The sequence below is a fragment of the Curtobacterium pusillum genome (assembly GCF_013359865.1).
In the GTDB taxonomy this organism is placed as follows: domain Bacteria; phylum Actinomycetota; class Actinomycetes; order Actinomycetales; family Microbacteriaceae; genus Curtobacterium; species Curtobacterium pusillum.
The window spans coordinates 12,873-29,419 of record NZ_JABMCE010000048.1; the positions used below are offsets into that span (position 1 = coordinate 12,873).

Sequence of the window (16,547 nt, forward strand, 5' to 3'; positions counted from 1 at the left end):
TCAGTCCTTCTTGTTCGGTCACTTGTTCGGTCACCTGTCCGGTCACTTGTCCGGTCACCTGCTCGACTTGATGAACCAGACGCAGACCGCGCCGAGGATCGCGACCCCGAAGCCGACGGGGAACATCAGCTGGTACCCGCCGATCAGCACGATCGCACCGGCGATGAACGGCGCGAGCACCTGCGGCAGCGTCGCGGCGATGTTCACCACGCCGAGGTCCTTGCCGAACGACTCCGACGACGGCAGCACCTGGCTCATCAGCGCGGTGTCGACGGACTGGAACATGCCGAAGCCGAGTCCCATCACGATCGTGTAGGCGATCCAGCCCGCCACCGTCGGTGCGAAGAACGGGATGATCATCGCCACGGCCATGAGCACGGACGACGCGAATACGAACGGCTTCCGGCGGCCGAACCGGTCGGAGAGCGGGCCCGAGATGGCCGTGGTGAGCAGGATGCACACGAGGATGATGACGCCGGCGAGCGCGATCAGGCCGGCCGCCTCGGTCTCGCTCAGGTGCACGTAGTTCTCGAGGATGAGCAGCTGGTAGCCGCTGATCGCGAAGTACCCGATGTACAGGAGCAGCCGCCCCGTGAACGCCCAGAAGAAGTCCGGGTGCTTGATGGGACTGACCCAGAACGTGTGCAGGAACGCGCGGAGATCGAACGACGGGCGGGGTTCCCCCTTGTTCGAGTGGTCCGGGTTGAAGAGCACGAACAGCAGGATGACGACGCCGACCACGATGGCGAACGCGATGTAGGCAACCGGGATCATGTGGATGAAGACGGCGGCGAAGATGCCGCCGACGGTGGAACCGCCCATCAGGGCGAAGCCGAAGATCGCGGAGAACGTCCCCCGCCGGTTCAGCGGCACCCGATCGGGCAGGATCGCGGACACCGGCCCCTGGACGAAGTTGTACCCGATCTGGACGATGCACCAGGCGATCGTGATGACGACCAGGCTGCCGCTTGCGAACGCGAGCGCGACGAGACCGACGGCGCCGACGACGACGCCACCGATCATCCAGGGCGCACGGCGCCCGAGCCGGGACCGCGTGCGGTCGCTGACCTGACCGGCGATCGGCTGGGCGATCATCGCGCAGACCGCGCCGATGACCGACACGATCATCATGTGCTGGACCGTCAGCTTCGGGTCGATCGCCTGCACCTGGGCGGTGAGCAGGACGCCGGGGATCGCTCCCCACATCGCGAAGATGAAGAAGTTGGCCGGGAAGATCCAGACGAGGAGCCGGTTCAGACCGCCCTTGACCGGTGGCGGCGGGTCCGCCTGGGTGATGAGGTGCTCGACGACGTCCTGCGTGGGCTGGGCGGGGTGGGTGGTCATGTCGTGTCCTTGGATTCATTCGACGGTGAAGAACCATCGCCGCTCCATCGGTGCGGCGCGAGGGAACGCTAACACAGAATACCGACACAAGTGCCGGTTTTGCCCGGAGGGCAGGGCAGTCCCGCTCCTCCCATCGGGCGACGGCAGAATGGAGCCGATGAGCACCACGACCGAGCAGGGGTACGCCACCGGACGAGCGCGCCGCGAACGGATCATCGCTGCAGCGACCGAGCTCTTCGGGCGGGTGGGCTTCAACGGCGCCACGATGCTCGAGGTGGCGTCGGCCTGCTCGATCTCGCGCGCCGGCCTGTCGCATCACTTCCCGACGAAGGAGTCGCTCCTCGAAGCCGTGCTCGAGACGAGGGACAAGGAAGACCTGGAACGGTTCCGACGCAACGGGTCGCAGGGCACCGACGGCCTGGGGATCCTGCGCGGCATGGTGGACCTGGCCGCCCACAACTCTGCGGTACCCGGCATCATCGGGCTCTACGCGGTGCTCTCCGCAGAAGCCGGCTCACCGGACCACCCGGCGCACGCGTACTTCATCTCCCGCTACGAGCGCATCCGACGCGGCACCGCCAGCGCGCTGCGTCGCGCCGCCGACAGGGGCTACCTCCGCGCCGGAGTGGACCAGGACGCGGCGGCCGTCGAGCTCACCGCGATCATGGACGGTCTCCAGGTGCAGTGGCTGCTCGACCCGACCTCCGTCGACATGTCCGCCGCGATCCGCCGCCGCATCGAGGAGCTGCTCACGGTACCGCTGTACGACGCCTGAGGGCGCATCTGTCACATGCGGTGAAGAGCGTCGAGGCGCGCTGCGGAATCCGTGTCCGGATCGGCGGACCACATGACGAGCTGCTGGTCGAGATGGGTGGCCTGCTGGAAACCGTCCCAGTTCAGGGACATCTCACCGACCTGTGGGTGACGGATCCGCTTCACGCCGAAGTTCAGGTGCGCGACGCGGCGCTCCGCCCACCACTGGCGGAACTCAGCACTGCCGATCGAGAGGTCCCCGACGAGCCGGGACAGCTCGGGGTTCGTCGGGTCCTCGGCGGCGTTCATCCGCAGAACGGCGACACACGTCCGCGCGACCTGCTCCCAGTCCGGGTAGCGGCCGCGCATCGTGTCGTCGGTGAAGACGAGCCGGGCGTAGTTCCGGTCGCGGCGCGGGACCGTCGAGAAGTCGATGAGCAGCGCTGATGCCAGGTCGTTCCAGGCGAGGATGTCGAGTTCCGAGCCGAGGACCATGGCTGGGACGTCGTCGAGTCGCGCCAAGAGCCGTCGGAGCTGCGGCCGCACCGCGACCGGTTGGGAACGCCTGCGCCGGGAGGCCGCCGTGGTGTCGACCGTGTTCACCGTCCGCAGGAGGGTGCGGACGTAGTCGCGCTGCTCGTCGCTGAGCCGGAGGGCACGTTCCAGCGCGGGGAGGATCGAGTCCGACGGTGCGAGCCTGCCCTGCTCGATGCGGATGTAATAGTCCGTGCTGATCGACACGAGCTGCGCGACTTCCTCACGCCGGAGCCCGCTCACCCGGCGGCGGCCATCGCCGATCCTGGGGACCAACCCGACGTGGTCCGGTTGCAGTTCTTCACGGCGGGTCCGCAGGAACTGCCCGAGTTCTCGGAGTTCGACCGGACCGGGTGACATGGCACCAACGATAGGAGCGTCGCCGTCGGTTGTCGTGGGAACGAATCTTCCTATGCAGGATCCTGCTCTCCCGCCACCGATCGCATCGGACGAGCATGGACGGCGCGTCCGATCGGGTAGGAGATCCCTACCTCGGCAACAAGGAGGAGCAGACACCATGTCTTTCCAGCAAACCGATGTGCGCTTCCCGAGCGACGGCCTGATGCTCGCAGCGCAGGTCTACGTCCCCGCGACCGGAGAGGCGCCGTTCCCCGCGATCGTCATCGGTCACCAGACCACCGGAGTGAAGGAGCAGTCGCCGGCTGTCTATGCGTCGCGGCTGGTCGAGCAGGGCTTCGTCTGCCTGACGTTCGATGCCGCCTACCAGGGCGCGAGCGAGGGCGACCCCCGCGGCCTCGAGAACCCGTTCCAGCGCGCCGATGACTTCCGCAACGCCGTCTCCTACCTCGCGACTCGCGACGACGTCGACCCGGAGCGGATCGGTGCCCTCGGCATCTGCGGCTCGGGCGCCTACGTCCCCTACGCGGCACAGACCGACCACCGCATGAAAGCCGTCGCCGGTGTCAGCGGAACCGATGTCCCCAGCTTCTTCCGGGACGCCGACCCGAAGGCATGGCACGAACAGGTCGTGGAGTCCGGCAACGCCCGGACCGAGGAGGCGCAGGGCAAGCCCGCCCGGATGGTCCCGGTCCTCCCCGACTCGGTCGACGAGAACACCCCCGCGCCGACCGCCGAGTTCTTCGACTACTACAAGACGCCGCGCGGCCAGCACCCGAACTCGATCGGCGCGTACGTGCTGCGGAGCGCCGACATGCTCGACCAGTTCGACTCGTTCGCAGACGTCGCCAAGATCGCTCCGCGACCCCTCATGATGATCGCCGGAACGGAAGCGGTCACTCGGGGCTTCAGCGAGAAGGCGATCGCGGACGTGGGCGAGACCGGCCAGCTCGTCCTCATCGACGGTGCAACGCACGTCGACCTCTACGACCGCGACCCGTACGTCGCGCAGGCGGTCGAGGAGCTCACGAGCTTCTTCCGCAAGCACCTCGCAGCCTGAGCGAGGAGTGGAGAGGCGCGGGACCCTGCCGGGTCCCGCGCCTCTCACGGCGTGAGCTGCGATCGATCGCAACAGGCGCCGCAGGGGCAGGCCAGCTCACTCCTCGGATCGCCCGGGGTCGTCAGCCCCGTGGCCCTGGGTCTGACCCTGCGCGGCTTCGAGTGACGAGCGGTTGATCTCGCGCGCCAGTCGTCCGAGCGCCGGGACGGCTTCGGCGACGAGCTCACGATCCCTGGAGGGCAGCCCGTCGAGTGCCCGCTCGAGTGCCCGCTCTTGCGTGACGACGCGGCGCTCGAGCGTGTCCGCACCCTTCGCTGTGATCGAGACCACGACTGCCCGACCATCTTCTGGTGCGGCAGCGCGCCCCACGAGACCACTCTTTTCGAGCCGTCCGACCAACTGGGTGGTCGCCGGTTGCGACGCGTTCTCGCGCCTCGCCAGTTCGGTCAGACGCATCGGCCCGTCGTCGGCGAGGCGTCGGAGCGCAGAGGCGGCAGCCGGACTCAGGCCGGTCTCACTGGTTTCTTCACGGAGGCCGCGGACAAGACGGAGGATCACGAGGGCAAGAGCCCTCGGAGTGGCGCTGTCGTTTTCCATAAGGTCGTTATATACTATCGTCGGTGCAGATGAGGGCAAGCCCTCACATCGTCTGACCGAAACCCGCAACCGAGGAGGTGACTCGGTGACCGCATCCGCAGGTCCCAGTCTGTTCAAACAACCCAAAGCCGTCTTCGCCGTGGGGTTCGCCTGCGTCGTGAGCTTCATGGGCATCGGTCTGGTGGACCCGATCCTGCCGGTGCTGTCCGACCAGCTGGACGCATCGCCGAGCCAGGTCAGCCTGCTGTTCACGAGCTACCTGGTGATCACCGCGGTCGCGATGCTCGGCGTGAACTGGGTGTCGAGCCGGATCGGGGCGAAGCGCACCCTCATCGCCGGCCTGGTCGTCATCGTGGTGTTCTCGGCGTTGGCCGGGTTCTCGGGTTCGATCAACGAGATCGTCGGCTTCCGAGCCGGCTGGGGCCTCGGGAACGCGCTCTTCATCTCCACGTCGCTCGCGGTCATCGTCGCGTCCGCCTCCGGCGGGTTCGCGGGCGCCATCGTCCTCTACGAGGCCTCGCTCGGGCTCGGCATCGCGGTCGGGCCACTCATCGGCGGGCTCCTCGGCAACATCAGCTGGCGCGGCCCGTTCTTTGGTGTCGCGGTGCTCATGGCGATCGCGCTCCTCGCGACGATCACGCTGGTCGACAAGACACCGAAGCCGGCTCAGAAGGTCCGCCTGTCGGCCCCGCTGTTCGCGCTGCGACACCGGTCCCTCCTGACGATGAGCATCACCGCCCTGCTCTACAACTGGGGCTTCTTCACCATGCTCGGGTACGCGCCCTACCCGATGAAGCTCAGCGTGATCCAGCTCGGATGGGTCTTCTTCGCCTGGGGCATCCTCGTCGCGATCTTCTCGATCACCGGTGCGCCCCGGCTCCAGCGACGCTTCGGCACCGCGCAGTCCCTCTACGGGGCGCTCGCGTTCTTCGCGATCCTGCTGCTGCTCATCGGCGTCTTCACGGAGACCCGCTGGGTCGTGATCACCTGCGTGATCGCGTCCGGCATCGTCGTTGGCATCAACAACACGCTCACCACCCAGGCAGTCATGCTCGTCTCACCGGTCGAGCGGCCCGTCGCCTCGTCCGCCTACGGCTTCGTGCGGTTCCTCGGCGGTGGCCTCGCGCCGTTCGTCGCGGGGATCCTCGTCAACCACTTCGACATCCACGTGCCCTTCATCCTCGCCGCCGTGACCGTCGCGGTCGGCATCGCCGTACTGGCAACCGGACACCGCATGCTCGCCGCGGCAGACGCCCACGCCGACGATGAACCCGACGCAGTACAAGAGACGGACATCGCGGGCGAGGTCGCCGACGAGTTCGGTGGCGCCGCAGGAGCGATCGACGACGAACTGCGGATCGAGCGCCGAACCGACCGATGAGCCGAGACTGCACGGCGAATCCCGTGCAGCCCGGCAGTCGAGCGTCCACGACGCGCAGCCTGCCGTCCTGGGATGTCCCGCGGGCCGTTCAGGCCGAGCGCTGCGACGATCTCGTCCGCACTGAGCATCCGAGGGGCGCTGTCGATCCACAGGCTCCAGATAGCCCGAAGCTGGAGCACTCCATGTGGGCATCGGTATCGATCCATCGCTATCGCGAGCGCCGATGAGGATCCACAAGGTGCACATCGGGTTGCGCTCCTGCTCGCCCAACCGCACCGGGGCCGCTCAGCCATGGGGTGGTCCCCCGACGCCCTTCCTGCATTTCGGGACGACGACGTGGGCGGTATCCAACGCCTCCCGCTCGGCGCGCCCACTCTCTCTCGAAGATTCAGCGATGAGGTGCCAGCCGGGCCGCCGGCGTGAGTGCGTTCCCGTTCGCGGATCGCTGAACGCGACGAGGGCAGGTGACGAGCGAGTGCCGAAGCGGTCCGAATGAGCAGGGGCACGGAGAGCACGAGCAGAACGAGCTCGCACGGGAATCCTGCTCCGGCGGCGGTTCTGGCTGCATCACTTCCGGGGACGGAGAAGGAGTTCGGCGCCGGCGATCAGGAGTTGCTTCCGAAGGCGTCGTCGAACCGCCGGTCGGGCCGCGACCAGAGCATGGAGCGGACGAACGTAACCGCTTCTGCGGCCCCGTGGAGCCGGTCCATGCCGGCGTCTTCCCACTCGACGCTGATGGGTCCGTCGTACCCGATGGATCGCAGCGCACGGAAGCAGTCTTCCCACGGTACGTCGCCGTGCCCGGTGGACACGAAGTCCCACGCCCGCCGGGGGTCGCCCCACGGCAGATGCGAGGACAGGATCCCGTTCCGGCCGTTCCGAGCGTGCAGCCGGGTGTCCTTGCAGTCGACGTGGAAGATCCGGTCCGCGAAGTCGGTGATGAAACCCACCGGGTCGATACCCTGCCAGAGCATGTGGGACGGGTCCCAGTTGAATCCGAACGCGTCCCGGTGCTCGATCGCGTCGAGGGCACGGACCGCGGTCCAGTGGTCGTACGCGATCTCGGATGGGTGCACCTCGAGCGCGAACCGCACCCCCTCACCGTCGAACACGTTGAGGATCGGGTTCCACCGCGCCGCGAAGTCCTCGTAGCCGGCATCGATGACGCTGTCCGGCACGGGCGGGAACATCGCTACGTACGGCCAGATCCTCGACCCGGTGAACCCGACGACGGTGTCCACCCCGAGCTGCCGGGCGACCTGCGCGGTAAGCCGCAGCTCCTCAGCCGCCCGCTGCCGGACGCCCTCTGCGTCGCCGTCGCCCCACACCCGGTCGCGGACGATGCCGCGGTGCCGGAAGTCGATCGGTTCGTCGCACACCGCCTGCCCTGTGAGATGGTTCGAGATCGCGTGCAGCTGGAGGCCGTGCTCATCGAAGATTCGCTTCCGCCCAGCCAGGTAGGCGGGGTCCTCCACGGCGCGCCAGACGTCGAGGTGCTCACCCGAGCACGCGAGTTCGAGTCCGTCGAACCCCCACGCGGCTGCGCGTCCCGCCACGTCCTCAAGGGGCAGGTCCACCCACTGCCCGGTGAACAGCGTCACGGGGTGCGTGCCCGGCATTCCGGCGGAACTCGCTTTCGCTTGCTTCTCGATGCCGCCGCGGGGCTCGAGCGCCGGCACGCTGCGTGCTTCGACACTGGTCTTGGTCACGGCACCAGCACCTCCCGGCCGGCGATGGCGACCCACTGGTCGGTTGCTGCGGAGGCGACGACTGCTTCCACGATCCTCGCCGACCGCGCCCCGTCGGCGAACGTGGGCAGTCCGTCGGGTCCTCCGCCACCGCAACGGACGGCACGCACGGCGGTGTAGGTGTCGCCGACGAAAGCGGCGAACGCGTCGAGGTAGCCCTGAGGGTGTCCCGCCGGGACGACCCCGAGTCGACGCTGTTCGGTCGCGCCCTGCGACGGGTCCCGGACGACGATCTGCGCACCTCGGTCGGTTCCGAACCATGCCTGTTCAGGGTTCTCCTGGTCGAACGCAGCACTGCCGCGCGACCCGTCGATCTCGAACCAGAGTCGATTCTTCCGCCCTGCGGCTACCTGCGACACCACCACGTTGACCAGTCGCCCGGACTCGGTCCGGAACGAGGCGATCGCGGTGTCCTCGGTGGTCACCGGTGTACGCGGAATCCGATCGCCACCTTTCGGGCGTCGGTGATCGAACGACGAGCCCGACGGCGTCGGCCGGGTCAGGTACACGACGTCCGTCAATGCACGGACGCTGACGAGACGCTCCCCGGTGACGAACTCGACCAGGTCGCACCAATGCGAACCGATGTCTGCGAACGCTCTTGAAGGTCCTCCCGCCGCCGCGTCGACGCGCCAACTCGAGGTGTCCTCGTCGAGCATCCAGTCCTGCAGGTAGGAACCATGCACGGCAAGAACCCGGCCGAGGTCACCGGCGACGACCCGGTCACGGATCTCTCGCACCATCGGGTGGAACCGGTACACGAACGGAACCGTCGCGACGACGCTCGCGCTGATCGCGGCGGCAACGAGCTCGTCGGCGTCCGCCGCTGACGTCGTCAGGGGTTTCTCACACACGACGTTGATGCCGGCGCGGATCATCGCCAGCGCCTGCCCGTGATGCTGGTCGTTGGGCGTGCACACGTGCACGACATCCGGCCGATCCGCGAGGACAGCGTCGAGATCGGCATAGCCCCGGGGCACGCCGAGCTCGGCGGCGACCTGCACCGACCGGTCGGCTGTACGGCCGAGGACCCCGAGGATCTCGGCGCCGGCTGCGCGGGCGGCCCGAACATGCACGGCCGCGATCATCCCGGTGCCGATGACGACTACCCGCAACGGCTTGTCCAACATAGACCCTCGCTTCAGTTACTCAAAAGTGCACCCCGGGCGGGGGCAGTGACTGCCCGAACGCTAACACGACGTGATACTTTTGTCGTGCCCATGCAATAGTAACGAAGGTGTTTTCATGACCGACTTCCCCTCCCAGGCAGACGTGATCATCGTCGGAAGTGGCCCGACAGGGGCTGCTTACGCGCGGATCCTCTCCGAGGAAGCGCCGTACGCTCGCGTGCTCATGTTCGAGGCTGGGCCACGACTGGCGGGTCCGCTCGGTGGCCACGTGAAGAACATCATCGACGCCGATGCGCGGCACACCGCGCAGCAGATGTCGCAGGGCCCCGGCAAAGTGTCTGACCGCACCTTCTCGGCGCCGGCAGGCGAGGTCCGAGCCCGGCCCGGGACCTTCCTGCTGGGCGAAGGATCGATGCTTCCCGGTGAGGACGGCTTGCCTGCTGCAGCGATGTCCGCGAACGTCGGAGGTATGGGAGCGCACTGGACCTGCGCGTGTCCGCGCCCGGGCGACAGCGAGCGCATCGACTTCCTCGCCGACCTCGACGACCTTCTCGAGGATGGAGAGCGCCTCCTCGGCGTCTCGCAGGATCCGTTCCCCGATGCCCCGTTCTCCTCGGAAGTGCGGCGTCGATTGGGTAACGCGCTCGACGACGACCGCGTGCCGGGCAGACAGGTCCAGCCGATGCCTCTCGCGGTCTCGACCATGGAGGGCCGAAGCCGCTGGTCCGGCTCCGAGGTCGTCTTCGGGGACGTGACGTCGGCCAATCCAAACTTCACGATGGTCTCAGAGGCGGCCGTCACCGAAGTCATTCGCGAGCATGGGCGAGTGTCCGGGGTCCGCGTGCGGGTCGGCGGCAGCGGAACTGCCAGGACGGTCGCGGCGCGCTACGTGGTGGTGGCCGCCGACTCGCTGCGGACCCCGCAGCTCCTCTGGGCTTCTGGAGTACGTCCGCAGGCGCTGGGACGATTCCTCAACGATCAGGCCCAGATCGTCTTCGCCGTACGCCTCCGCGACGCACCTGCTGAGTTGCGGGGCGCCGCCTCAGCCGTCCCGGATGACGGCAGTGTCGCCGCCCAGACCGGCGTGAGCTGGGTACCGTTCACCGATGAGCACCCGTTCCACGGCCAAGTGATGCAGCTCGACGCTTCACCGGTGCAGCTGGCGGGGGGCGAACCGGAGCCCGGAAGCATCGTCGGACTCGGCTGGTTCTGCGCGAAGGACATCAACGAGTTCGACCGCGTCGAGTTCTCCGAGACCGAGGTGGACGGCTACGGGCTGCCGAAGATGCGGATCCACTACCGGCTGACGAACGTCGATCTGCAGCGGATCGAGGAAGCGAAGCGCGCGGTGCGGGAGGCCGCTGAGTCGCTCGGCGACGCGATCGGAGACGAACCCGTCCTGCTTCCTCTGGGCAGTTCGCTCCATTACCAAGGCTCGGTTCGTATGGGGGAACGGAACGACGGTCGGAGTGTCTGCGACCCCGATTCACAAGTGTGGGACGTGAACGGTCTCTACGTCGCCGGCAACGGCGTCATCCCCACGGCCACCGCGTGCAACCCGACGCTGACGTCCGTTGCCCTGGCGGTTCGGGGCGCGCGCCACATCGCGGCCAGGGTGTCGCGCGTCTGAGGCGGCTGCACCATCGCTGTGTCGACGGGTGGCCCTAGGCTGCTTCTGGAGGATCCATGCCTGACAACGTGAACACGGTCGCTCTGCTTCTCGCCCTCATTCGATCGTCCGACCAGATGACACGACCGGAGCTGATCCGGCAGACGGATCTGGGTCGGGCAGTCGTCAACCAGCGCATCGAGCAGGCCATCAACGCCGGGCTGGTTGTCGAGACCGATGAGGTGGTGTCCACAGGAGGGCGTCCCTCTCATGTGCTCCGCATCAACGCTGACCGCGGGCTGGTGCTCGCAGCCGTGTTCGGCGTGTCTCGACTGCACGTTGCGATCACCGACCTGCAGGGTCGCATCCTGCGTGACCAGTTGGACGTCTGGGACGTCAACGCCGGTCCGGATTCGTCGATGGACCATCTCCATTGCGTCGTGACCGAGTTGCTCGAGCAGGTGGACGGCACCCTCTGGGCTGCCGGGATCGGCGTTCCGGGCCCGGTGGACTTCGAATCCGGAACCCTTGTTTCCCCGCCGATCATGAGCGGATGGGACAAGTTCCCGGTTCGCAGCCGCCTGGAGCGGTTGTTCGGCGTGCCCGTGTGGGTCGACAACGACGCGAACCTCATGGCTCTGGGCACGTGGAGGGAGACGCGTCTCGCTGCGGGTGACAACGTCATCCTCGTGAAGGCCGGGACCGGAATCGGCGCGGGTCTCATCTCGCGTGGCCGTCTCCACCGGGGTGCGCGCGGAGCAGCTGGCGACTTCGGTCACGGCGCGTTCGTGTCCGGCTCGAGCGTCAGGTGTCGTTGCGGCAAGTTCGGCTGCCTGGAGGCGAATGCCGGCGGGTGGGCACTGGCGCGTGACGCGTCTGCCGCCGCAGCCCTCGATGCAGGCGCCTACCTCGGTCGGATGCTGCAGGACGGTCGCCAGATCCACGTCGAGGACGTGGTCGAAGGAGCGCTCGACGGTGACTCGTTCTGCGCCGAGCTCATCCACCACGCGGGCGAACTCATCGGCGCCCACCTCGCGACGCTGGTGAGTTTCTTCAACCCGTCGACGGTCTTCATCGGGGGGTCTCTGGTTCGCGTGGGCGATGTCTTCATAGACGCGATCCGGTCCGGAGTGACCGCGCGTTCGCTCGCCCTGGCGACCGACGATCTCCTCATCGCCGAGGTGCCGCTCAATCACTTCGAAGGGGTCATCGGAGCCGCGATGCTCGCTCTCGACGAGATCTTCAGCGCCGCCAACCTCGGTAGCTGGTGGGCCGATGGCACGCCGCAACAGCTCCGCGTCCACGGAGCCGCTCTCTTCCGGGAGGTGCTGAGCCCAGCTGCTCGAGCCGAACTGATGTCGTCTGTGACGACCGCCTCCGGCGGCCTGGCACTGCCGCTTCGCCCCTAACTGTGCTGAGCCATCAGGTTGTGACGCTCGGGCTGCGGGCGTGAGCCCTGGCTCGAGCGGATCCGGCCAGTGTTGTAGTGCGCGGTCCAGGGCGCGAGCACGTCGGCGCGGTCTTGGTTACTGATGAAGGGTTGCCGGTAGGCCCACTCGGTCGCGAGAATCCCGTTGAACCGTTCAACCTTGCCGTTCACTGCGACGGGCAGTGCGGCTTGATGAACTTCTGCGTCGCGCCGAGCGCGACCGCGTTCTTGATCGGGACCGAGTGCCGGTAGGTGAATACCTGTCGGAGGCCACTCGTTCGATCTTCGTGATGCCGTGGCCTGCGAATGGTGGACCGCCCTGCGCCTCCAACACCGCTCATTCGCGTTCCGGGCCGGGTTCTCGTCGGTGATCGATGCGGAGACCGCTCGAACGATCCAGCAGACCGCGATCCCCAAGGTCACTGGAAGCGTCGCACCCACCGCCGGGCGCACTGACCGGAGATCCGAGCTCCTTCGCGACGTGCGACGGGGCGGAAACCACCCACGACTCGAGCGACGAGCAATCGCCTCCCGTGCAGCGTTGTTCGGGCGTTGGCGTGGACCATAGCGGGCTCCTGGCGGAGGCAGAACTAGACAACTCCATCAAGCCAGGAGGCCTCGTCACGTCCCAAGACCCGAAGTGCGGACGGCACTCGAGCTGCGGACCAACGCCGCAGCCCGAGTGTCACCAACCGGGCGGCGAGTACACCTCGAAGTGTGACTGGGGCATGAAAGCTAGCTGCCTGTGCCCGACCGACGGGTCGCGATTGAAGCGGTGATCCGAGGCAACTCGCGCTGCAGCTTGTAGAAGGCGATCACGACCGTCTGAAGCACCATCAGCAGTATCGGAATTCCGATGTAGATCCACGAGATGCCGGTGTCGAGGGAACCAGCCTTCGAACTCGCCGTGTACCCGATCGCAGCAAGCCCCCAGGCCAGCACAGCACCGCCGATGGCAGTACCGACCTTCGTGGCGAAGCTGTAACCGGCGTACAGCAGGCCCTCGTTGCGGATGTCCGACTTGTACTCCTGGTACTCGATCGTGTCCGAGATCAGCGCCGGCACGGCAACGAAGCCCATGCCGCCGATGGTCGCCGCGAGGAAGAACACGAGGGTGAAGACAACCAGGTCGTGGCGGAACGGGATCTGCAGGAGGGAGAGCGCGATGCCGATCACGTTCCCGATGATCAGAGCGCGGCGGTGACCGAACCGCTTCAGCATCCACGGCGTGATCAGCGCGCCGCTGAGGGCGGACAGCGAGAAGGCAAGGAGAACGACTGCCACAGCGCCCGCCGACCCGAGCACGTGGATCGCGAAGTACACGGCTCCACCCGTGATCACACCGAGGCGGGCGAACAGCAGCACCGAGAACAGGATCACGATGAGCCAGGGACCGTTCGTGGCCAGCGTCTTCAGCGACGTCCGAAGCGCGTGCTTCTGCTGAGCCAGCGGTACGACGGGGACGCGTTCCTTGGTGCCCCGAGCCGTGATCCAGAACACGACGCAACCGATCGCCGCGAAGAGGACAGCGGTCAGGAGGAACCCACGACGCTGATCGCCGCCACCGAATGCCGCGACGAGTGGCGTCGTGGCCACAGACACGATGACGAGACCAACCGCTGCGAAAGCGAAGCGGAAGCTCCCCAGGGTGACGCGAGTCGCTGAGTCCCGGGTCATCATCGGCATCAGCGCGCCGTACGGGATGTTGACGGCCGAGTACGCGAGGCCGACCAGGATGAAGGTCACGTACGCCCACCCGATGCGAGCGCCCTCCGCCGACGGGGTGAAGAACGTCAACACCGTCAGTACGGCGAGGACTGGTGCACCGAAGATCAGGTACGGCCGGGCACGGCCGAAGCGCGTGTTCGTCCGGTCGAGCACGATGCCGACCAGCGGGTCAAACACGGCGTCGAGCAGGCGCCCTACGAGCAGGAGCGTGCCTGCGGCCGCTGCTGAGATCAGCGCGACGTCCGTGTAGAAGAACAGCAGGTAGCTCGTGATCGTCGTCCACGTGAGGTTGGACGCGAGATCTCCGAGCCCGAAGCTGATCCGCTCGCGGAGTGGGACCGTAGTGCCGCTGTCAGTCGCCGACCCGTGAGGGGCCGACGGGTCAGTAGTTCGAACGCTCATCTTTGAGTCTCCTCGGGAACAGAATCGGACAAGTCAACTTTAGACGTAATCGTCAGAAGAGTCCAGACCCGGTGGCCACTAATGGGGTCCCGTACCTGACAGACCTCACCGTGTTTCATCTGGTTGCGACAAAACGATCCCCCGGACAGCGTGAGCTGCATCCGGGGGATCACGGCGCGGCGCGTTAGACGGTGACCGTTCTCGTGCGCTCTCCCCCGAAGGGGATGGGAATGTACGCCACACGAATCTTCAACCGGAGTGTGACCTCGTGCTCCCCGCCACTCAGCCCCCCGTTCAGCCACCGGATGAACAGCGGAGTGCCGTACTCCCATCGGTACGTCGTGACCGTGGTCGCCTCGTCCAGCGTGAACCAGTCCTGGTTGTTGGGCGAGATCAGGATCTCGCCCTGGGGGACGTCGACGCCGTCGACCACGAGTTCGATCGCGTGGACCATCGACAGCGGGATGCCTCGGTAGTAGGTGATCAGCGTCTCGACCTGAAAGGCGTCCGTGCCGCTGCCCGTCAGGACGTTGCGAGCCGAACCCTCCGTGAACACGTAGGTGTCAAACATCGGCGACCTCCTGGTCAATGTGGGCGAGCAGCATGGCCTGGTGCGCACGGACCTGCTCTTGGTCGTGCACTGCCTTACCCTCGGGCGTGAAGCGGTTTCCCTCGTACTCGGACGAGACGTACCGGTCGTAGCCGCGTGCGTCCAGGAAGCCGAGGATCTTGTCGTAATCGATGGAGTACTCGGAGCCGGCGTCGGTCATCTCGTAGAACTTGCCGTGGAAGTGCTTCACGTAGGGCAGGTACTCGTCGAGCACCTCGAGGGGAGTGTTCTCGTAGCCGGTCGAGAAGAACGAGTACTCGCTGTCCACTTCGCCCCGGAACAGATCACTGAGCTCGGCGGGGAACATACTGCCCTCGCCGCCGAAGCCACTTCCGAACGCGTGCAGCGTGTCGCCCTCGCGTGCGTAGAGTTCGTCAACCTTCTCCCCCACCTGCGGGTTCAACCCGATGCTCAGGAAGTAGTCCTTCGACACCCGCGGGACACGGTCGCAGAAGATCCCGAAGTCGATGACGAGACCGAGGCGGTCCGATTGAGCGCGTCGCATCATCTCGATCCAGCGACGAGTGAGCGGGCTCGTGAAGCTCATCCCAGCGTGCACTTCAAGGGCCATCGTCACACCGATCGATTCGGCGTAGGGAAGGGTTGCTTCGGTCACTTCCGGCGAGGTGTCGGACACCAGTCGAACGAGGTCGAACCCCAACTGTTTGCTGACGCAGACTTCGCGCTTGAGTAGCTCGACCTGCTCATCCACGCGGAGCGTCCGGTTCCGGTAGATCGTCGAGTTGATGAAGATGTCGTTGCAGACGGGCGCGAGTCCGGATGCCTCCAACGCCGCACGCCACCGCTTCACCGTTTCGTCCGATGGGAACGGGGTCCCGGTGATCATCTGGTCACTGATCAGCTCGACGCCGGTCGCGCCAGTGCTGGCTACGAACTGCAGAGCACCGGGTACGTCGAGCCGTCCTCGCGCGTACGAGTCCTGCAGGCTGTACAGACTGACGGACGTCTTGATCTCGCTCATCCTTCTCCTTCGCTGCGGGGACGGGCGCTCCGCGTCAGTACGGTCTTCGGCTGCACTGCACTGCACCAGCGCCATCGCTGATCCCGACTATCAAACCCAGTTTAGTTGGTGACAAGCAAAAGTCAACGTTGCTCCTGCGAAGACACGGCGTCCAGCCGAATGAGAGTCGCAGTCTTCGCGCCTGCTTCAGCAGATGCGGCGGTTGGAGCCCGAGCACCTAGGGCCTCCGCACTCCACCTACGGGTCTCCTTCGAGGACAGCCCGACGAACTCGCCGCTTCGCAGCGACCGTGTCGGGCTGCGTGAGCTATGGCACCGTCGGAGCGGTCGAACGCGTCGCACACGACGGGACCTAAGAAACAGCGAACTACCTTCCCGTGGGGGCTGCTGCAGCAGTCCGCGCGATACGGCCCCCGGTATGCTCCTCGCGGTCTCGACAGCCAGTTCTCGGGTTCAACCGGTCGTCGCAACACCACGATGAATCGGAGTGCTGCAAATCGGATCGAGGCCGGAGCATCGTGCTCGAGAGGCACGTTCTGGGGATCCGAGCGGGACCTCGGTCAGGAAGAACGGCTCCGGATCGCGGACCTGTGTCTGAATGGTTCCGTGCGATCGTGAAAGCGCTTGGCACCGATGATGACGAGGCTGTACAGCCCTCGCCCAGGCGTGGTGGAGCATCCCCCGAAAAAGCGACCCCGATCCATCGCCTGAGACGGGGGTCGGACAACGCAGCAGTTCCCAAACGCTCCTTGGAGCCACCACCTGTTCGTTCCCTGTGCAGCGCATCCGGCTGCTCCCCGAAATACACATGCGGAACTCGACCGGCGCGTCGGAGCTCCGCCGGCCTGAGCGGACGAAAGGAAGCCGAGACCGTCGGACCGGTG

The 16,547-nt window shown here is 66.6% G+C and carries 13 protein-coding genes and 1 pseudogene; 5 read left to right on the forward strand and 9 right to left on the reverse strand.

Going from position 1 to position 16,547, the window contains the following annotated elements; genetic code table 11:
* Positions 1 to 54 precede the first annotated feature (54 nt).
* Entirely contained in the window at positions 55 to 1,344 is a 1,290-nt protein-coding gene (locus tag HP507_RS02205) for an MFS transporter (protein WP_175350236.1), read from the reverse strand.
* A 157-nt stretch (positions 1,345 to 1,501) separates the two neighbouring features.
* Here HP507_RS02205 and HP507_RS02210 point away from each other — a divergent pair, with 157 nt between their 5' ends.
* Positions 1,502 to 2,119: a TetR/AcrR family transcriptional regulator gene (locus HP507_RS02210; protein ID WP_175350237.1), complete on the forward strand. Its 618-nt coding sequence runs from the start codon at positions 1,502 to 1,504 to the stop codon at positions 2,117 to 2,119.
* 11 nt (positions 2,120 to 2,130) lie between these two features.
* On the opposite strand, the gene HP507_RS02215 is transcribed toward HP507_RS02210, so the two are convergent.
* Positions 2,131 to 2,991: a helix-turn-helix domain-containing protein gene (locus HP507_RS02215; RefSeq protein WP_175350238.1), complete on the reverse strand. Its 861-nt coding sequence runs from the start codon at positions 2,989 to 2,991 to the stop codon at positions 2,131 to 2,133.
* Positions 2,992 to 3,148: 157 nt separating this feature from the next.
* On the opposite strand from HP507_RS02215, the gene HP507_RS02220 reads away from it, so the two are divergent.
* A complete protein-coding gene (locus tag HP507_RS02220; protein ID WP_175350239.1) occupies positions 3,149 to 4,048 on the forward strand; it encodes an alpha/beta hydrolase in 900 nt (299 codons plus the stop codon).
* 96 nt (positions 4,049 to 4,144) lie between these two features.
* Here HP507_RS02220 and HP507_RS18100 read toward each other — a convergent pair whose 3' ends face one another.
* On the reverse strand, positions 4,145 to 4,819 hold the full coding sequence (locus HP507_RS18100; RefSeq protein WP_338085228.1) for a MarR family winged helix-turn-helix transcriptional regulator: 675 nt from the start codon (positions 4,817 to 4,819) through the stop codon (positions 4,145 to 4,147).
* Here HP507_RS18100 and HP507_RS02230 point away from each other — a divergent pair.
* The gene (locus HP507_RS02230; protein WP_175350241.1) at positions 4,731 to 6,026 is read left to right on the forward strand and encodes an MFS transporter; all 1,296 of its coding nucleotides are present in this window, start codon (positions 4,731 to 4,733) and stop codon (positions 6,024 to 6,026) included. The genes HP507_RS18100 and HP507_RS02230 overlap by 89 nt on opposite strands.
* Positions 6,027 to 6,631: 605 nt before the next feature.
* On the opposite strand, the gene HP507_RS02235 is transcribed toward HP507_RS02230, so the two are convergent.
* Positions 6,632 to 7,645, reverse strand: coding sequence for a sugar phosphate isomerase/epimerase family protein (locus HP507_RS02235; RefSeq protein WP_175350265.1), 1,014 nt, complete (start codon positions 7,643 to 7,645; stop codon positions 6,632 to 6,634).
* Positions 7,646 to 7,731: 86 nt separating this feature from the next.
* A complete protein-coding gene (locus tag HP507_RS02240; RefSeq protein WP_175350242.1) occupies positions 7,732 to 8,904 on the reverse strand; it encodes a Gfo/Idh/MocA family protein in 1,173 nt (390 codons plus the stop codon).
* Positions 8,905 to 9,019: 115 nt separating this feature from the next.
* On the opposite strand from HP507_RS02240, the gene HP507_RS02245 reads away from it, so the two are divergent.
* On the forward strand, positions 9,020 to 10,534 hold the full coding sequence (locus HP507_RS02245) for a GMC oxidoreductase (protein ID WP_175350243.1): 1,515 nt from the start codon (positions 9,020 to 9,022) through the stop codon (positions 10,532 to 10,534).
* Positions 10,535 to 10,602: 68 nt separating this feature from the next.
* Positions 10,603 to 11,922 (forward strand): ROK family transcriptional regulator, encoded by a 1,320-nt coding sequence (locus HP507_RS02250; protein ID WP_175350244.1) that lies wholly within the window; start codon positions 10,603 to 10,605, stop codon positions 11,920 to 11,922.
* Positions 11,923 to 11,943: 21 nt separating this feature from the next.
* On the opposite strand, the pseudogene HP507_RS18495 reads toward HP507_RS02250, so the two are convergent.
* From HP507_RS18495 to HP507_RS02270, 4 genes and pseudogenes are all read right to left on the reverse strand, one after another.
* Positions 11,944 to 12,249: pseudogene (locus HP507_RS18495) on the reverse strand (integrase core domain-containing protein); the annotation flags it as partial.
* Between the two features lie 428 nt (positions 12,250 to 12,677).
* Positions 12,678 to 14,072: a glycoside-pentoside-hexuronide (GPH):cation symporter gene (locus tag HP507_RS02260; protein ID WP_175350245.1), complete on the reverse strand. Its 1,395-nt coding sequence runs from the start codon at positions 14,070 to 14,072 to the stop codon at positions 12,678 to 12,680.
* 184 nt (positions 14,073 to 14,256) lie between these two features.
* A complete protein-coding gene (locus tag HP507_RS02265; RefSeq protein WP_175350246.1) occupies positions 14,257 to 14,643 on the reverse strand; it encodes a C-glycoside deglycosidase beta subunit domain-containing protein in 387 nt (128 codons plus the stop codon).
* On the reverse strand, positions 14,636 to 15,664 hold the full coding sequence (locus tag HP507_RS02270; protein WP_175350247.1) for a sugar phosphate isomerase/epimerase family protein: 1,029 nt from the start codon (positions 15,662 to 15,664) through the stop codon (positions 14,636 to 14,638). The genes HP507_RS02265 and HP507_RS02270 overlap by 8 nt, the downstream gene beginning before the upstream one ends.
* Between the last annotated feature and the right edge of the window lie 883 nt (positions 15,665 to 16,547).